Origin of the sequence: Microbacterium sp. CJ77 (assembly GCF_002911615.1) — a bacterium.
GTDB lineage: Bacteria > Actinomycetota > Actinomycetes > Actinomycetales > Microbacteriaceae > Microbacterium.
This window is the reverse complement of record NZ_PQBR01000002.1, coordinates 1-4,169: the sequence shown is the minus strand read 5'-3', so window position 1 is coordinate 4,169 and position 4,169 is coordinate 1. Positions and strand designations below refer to the sequence as shown.

Sequence of the window (4,169 nt, the reverse complement as noted above, 5' to 3'; positions counted from 1 at the left end):
AAGGCCCAGGCGAGGTTGCAGGTGCGGGTTTCACCGCCCAACGCGTAGTCGAGGGTGTGGTCCCGGTCGCACCGGTGTGCGGGTTGTCGGCATCCGGGGAATCGGCAATGCTGATCCCGAGCCCGCAGGAACCGTTTCATGTCCGCCGACGGCGTGTACCGGTCCACGGCAAGAACGCACCCGGTGATCGGGTCTGCGAGGACCCGCTCCCACCCCGTCGCGTGTCCGGCCAACGCGCGGGCGGTCGCGGGGTCGATCGGGCAGCGACCCGCGAGCTCGGCCGGCTCATCCGTCACCCCGGCCAACGCGAGAGCGGGGACGGTGACGTTGACGATCGCCCGGATCGCCCCGAGTCCGCCGAACCCGTCCGACATTCCCGCACCCGTGTGAGCGTCCGGGGTGGTGGTGAGGAGCATGTCCGCGACGAGGTCCGCACGAATCTGATCGACGGTCCGGGTGTCGGTGGGATCGGTGTTCTTGATCGCCTTAGCTTGCTGGGTGATCCGGTCGTGCATCGCATGCGCCAACACGGCGGGTTGGATGGTGCTGAACTCTGCCATCCCGTCCCCGATATCCCGCACACACGCACCCCGCGACGCCCGCGCTTCTTGATGGCGCTCCGTCAATGGCCGCGGCTGCAGCGACTCCGCGAGGCGAGCCAATGCCGTTCCCAGTCGTCCCGGCGTGGTCCCCTCCGCGCGGACCAAGGCCGCCGCCTCGAACTCCGACCGCGCCTCGGCATCGGTGAGTGGCAGTCCGTGTTCCACGATCACCGCAACATGCCCTGCACTGACTCGTCCCGCGTCCCATGCCTCGAACGTCGCCGGGAACGCCTCAGCCAGGGTCGCCGCGTCGTTCATCCGGCGCTGCACCGTCCGGTCCGACATGTTCGCCGCAACACCCAACTCCGCCGCCAACGCCCGCACCGGCAACTCCACCTCACGCGACGATGTCGACACCAACTCGGCAACCCGCCGCATCCCGAGATCCGCCGCATCCGCCAACACCCGCGCCTGCGCCGCCTGCGCCCGCGCCACCGCCCGGGAAGCCTCCGCGAACCGCACCGCGAGGTCACGCGCGGCGACATCGACATCGTCACCGGATGCGTCGCGAACATTCGAATTCATGTTCGAAACTCTACGGACGACCACCGACATTCCCAGGCCCAAACAACACCGAAATGACGCCGAATAGATGAGACTTCTCACATCTTCCGGCAGCGGCCGCGAGGCCCGCGCGGGACTCAGCCCTCGGCGCGGATCCTTCGCAAGCTCCACTCCGGGGACGTGGGCATCGCCTCAGCCGCGTCGATGCCGCGCACGTCGAAGAAGGTGGCTGCCACGTCGACGTTCGTGATGATCGCCTCGCTGCGGCTTCCCTCCGCGATCGCTGCCGGCCGCGGCGACACATCGCGCCGAACTCACCGGTTGCCGTTGCCCCGGTTCCCGCCTGGCCCGTTGCCCTTGTCGCCGTCGTTCCCGTTGCCCTTGTTCCCGTTGCCCTTGTTCCCGTTCCCCTCACCGGGACCCCCATCACCCGGACCGTTGCCCGGACCACGGTCGCCCCCGCCATCCTCGGCGTCATCGTTTCCGGGGATCACGTCGGTCGTCGGCTCGACAGCGGGCGCTTCGGACGGCTCCGGCTCGGGGACGGATGCCTGCACCAGGTCGGCGCGCACGAGGTCGATCGCGGCTTGGATGCTCGCGGCCCTTTCCTCGCTCACGTCGCCCCGCCCCCGCGCGGCGTGGAGCTCGGCCTGCAGCAGATCGAGTTGCGCGATCGCAGCCGCGTGATCACTCGTTGCGGCCGTCTCGGCGACCGATACGACCATCGTCTGCATCTGTGCGGCAGCGTCCGACGACAGATCGGTGTTCTGAGGCGCGCAGCCACCGAGAAGGATCACGCTCACGAGCACCGGGGCGAGCCATGCGGCGCGGCGGTTCACGGTGTCACCGCGTCGAGGAGGTTCCGCAGGTGGGAGTCGATCGGCTCGCCGATCTGCGGCAGCTCCGGCTGCACGGGGTCTGTCGGCGCGTTCGCGTTCCACAGCAGCCCGACGATGATCGCACCGATGACGGCGAGGACCAGAAGCGCTCCGGCCGCCGACATCACACCGCGGCGACGCAGACGGGAAGCAGCGCGCTCCGGCTCGGATCCGCCCCGGCCCGGGGTCACGCCGGACGTCGCGACCGAGGCATCCGTCGGCATGATGAGCGTGGCCGTGGAAGAAATGAGCGAAGGCGGAGCTCCCGGCGCAGCGGGCAAGGGCGGCCGCGGAGGAACGGATGCATCGGCCCCCCGCGGATCGACGGACAACGCTGTGACCTCGGGCTCGACGGGCGCGGCGTCGAGAGAACGGGCGCGTGTGGCGACCTCGAGCGCGGTCGGCCGACCCTCCGGCTCGCGCGACGTCATTGCCATGAGCAGCGAGCGCCAGCCGTGACCGACGGTGTGCGGGATCTCGGGCTGCATGGACAGACGTGCGGCGATCGCCTCGACGGGCGTCTGCTGTGCGAAGGCCCGGCGGCCCGTGAGCGCCTCGATCAGAACCAGCCCGAGCGCGTAGATGTCGGACGCGGTCGTGGGCGCGGCACCCCGCACCTGCTCGGGCGCGAGGTACGCGGCGGTTCCGATGGCGGTTCCAGGGGCGGTGAGGCGGGTCGTGTCCACGAGGTACGCGATACCGAAGTCCGCCAGCGTCGGGCGGAGGGGGCTTTCGGGTGTGAGCGTCGGACGCAGCAGGATGTTCGACGGTTTCACATCGCGATGGATGATCCCCGCGGCGTGCACGACGTGCAGCGCCTCGCCGAGCTCGCGAGCGAGGGCTGCCGCATCCTCGTCGTGAAGGGGGCCGCCGAGCAGGCGCGAATCGAGCGTTCCCCCATCGATGTACTCCATCACGAGGAACGCGTGGCCCCGCTCGGGCAGGTGCGCGTCGAACAGCGTGACGAGCGCATGGTGACTGAGGGAGGCGAGAAACCGCGTCTCGGACACCTGGCGTGCCTCATCACCGCGGCCGGCCGTGCCCGGCGTGAACAGCTTGAGCGCGACCGTTCGTCCGAGCGCCTCGTCGGTCGCACGGAATACCGAGGCCATTCCGCCGGCACCGACGAACTCGTCGATCCGATACCGATCCGCGAGCAGGTCGCCGACCTGCAGGTCGTTCACCCGCAGGTCGGCGTTCGCGCGCGGCACGTCGAGTCGACCGCGGCCGGTGTCAGCGACCAGCCGCGGTTCGGAAGAGGTGTCCCCCGCCACGACGGGTTTCAGCGGCGACTGGAGCGACGACCTGCGAAGGCGCCCCAGAGCAGCAGGACGATGATCGCGCCGATGAGCGAGCCGATGATGCCGGCCGGCTGGAAGAAGCCGTCCTGAGCGTCGGCGCCGAACAGGAAGAAGCCGAGGAATCCGCCGACGAACGAACCGATGATTCCGAGCAGGATCGTCATGCCGATCCCCATGCTCTGCTTGCCCGGCACGATCAGGCGGGCGAGTGCGCCGGCGATCAGTCCGATGACGATGATGCTGATGATGAGTCCGAGCATGTGTGGTGCCTTTCGTACGGTGGGTCGGGCGCGCTGCGAATCGCATGCGCGCCGTGAATCGGGCGCCCAGGACGGATCGAGCAGCTCAGATCATGCACCGCGGCCGCGATCTGCGTAAGGGGGTTGTATTTTCGCCGTAGACCACCAGCTTTCTTCGTCCGCCCGCCCCATGTCGGCGGGTGCTCGTATGTTTCGAGGGTGTCGAGCTCAGCGCCCCTGCCGGAACCGTGCACGCTCTGCGGGGCCACCGACGGCGAGCGTCGGGCCGAGAGCCTGAGGTGCACGTGGTGTCATTGGCGGGTCGGCGACACCGTCGACACCGGTCTCGAGCGCCCCCGCGTCGACGTCGTCTACTACCTGCGGTACGCCGAGCGCATCAAGATCGGCACGTCGGCACGGCCTCGGCAGCGGCTGGGGGCGATCCGTCACGACGAGCTGCTGGCGTTCGAGCTGGGTGGCCGTCCTCTCGAGCAGCGGCGACACAGGAAGTTCGCTGCACTCCGCGAGGGCGGGGAGTGGTTCAGCGCGACCCCGGAGCTGCTCCGCCACATCGCGACGCTCGACTGCGCCGACCCCTGGCGCTCGTTCGCACGATGGACGTGTGCGGCGCTCCAGCGGATCGCC

6 protein-coding genes are annotated in these 4,169 nt (G+C 69.5%); 1 reads left to right on the top strand and 5 read right to left on the bottom strand.

Annotated elements, in window-relative coordinates:
• The 5 genes from C2868_RS00275 to C2868_RS00260 form a co-directional block, all read right to left on the bottom strand.
• The coding region (locus C2868_RS00275) for an HNH endonuclease signature motif containing protein (RefSeq protein ID WP_103662752.1) at window positions 1-1,127 on the bottom strand (1,127 nt) is incomplete at its 3' end.
• Window positions 1,128-1,243: 116 nt separating this feature from the next.
• Window positions 1,244-1,408 (bottom strand): hypothetical protein, encoded by a 165-nt coding sequence (locus tag C2868_RS17325; RefSeq protein WP_181003306.1) that lies wholly within the window; start codon window positions 1,406-1,408, stop codon window positions 1,244-1,246.
• Between the two features lie 12 nt (window positions 1,409-1,420).
• Window positions 1,421-1,945, bottom strand: a complete 525-nt coding sequence (locus C2868_RS17320) for a hypothetical protein (protein WP_181003305.1) — start codon at window positions 1,943-1,945, stop codon at window positions 1,421-1,423.
• Window positions 1,942-3,258, bottom strand: a complete 1,317-nt coding sequence (locus C2868_RS00265) for a serine/threonine-protein kinase (protein ID WP_258034365.1) — start codon at window positions 3,256-3,258, stop codon at window positions 1,942-1,944. The genes C2868_RS17320 and C2868_RS00265 overlap by 4 nt, the downstream gene beginning before the upstream one ends.
• Window positions 3,259-3,266: 8 nt before the next feature.
• Window positions 3,267-3,545, bottom strand: a complete 279-nt coding sequence (locus C2868_RS00260) for a GlsB/YeaQ/YmgE family stress response membrane protein (RefSeq protein WP_103662751.1) — start codon at window positions 3,543-3,545, stop codon at window positions 3,267-3,269.
• Between the two features lie 198 nt (window positions 3,546-3,743).
• Here C2868_RS00260 and C2868_RS00255 point away from each other — a divergent pair.
• Window positions 3,744-4,169, top strand: a 426-nt coding sequence (locus C2868_RS00255) for a GIY-YIG nuclease family protein (protein ID WP_103662753.1), incomplete at its 3' end; no start/stop codon positions are given.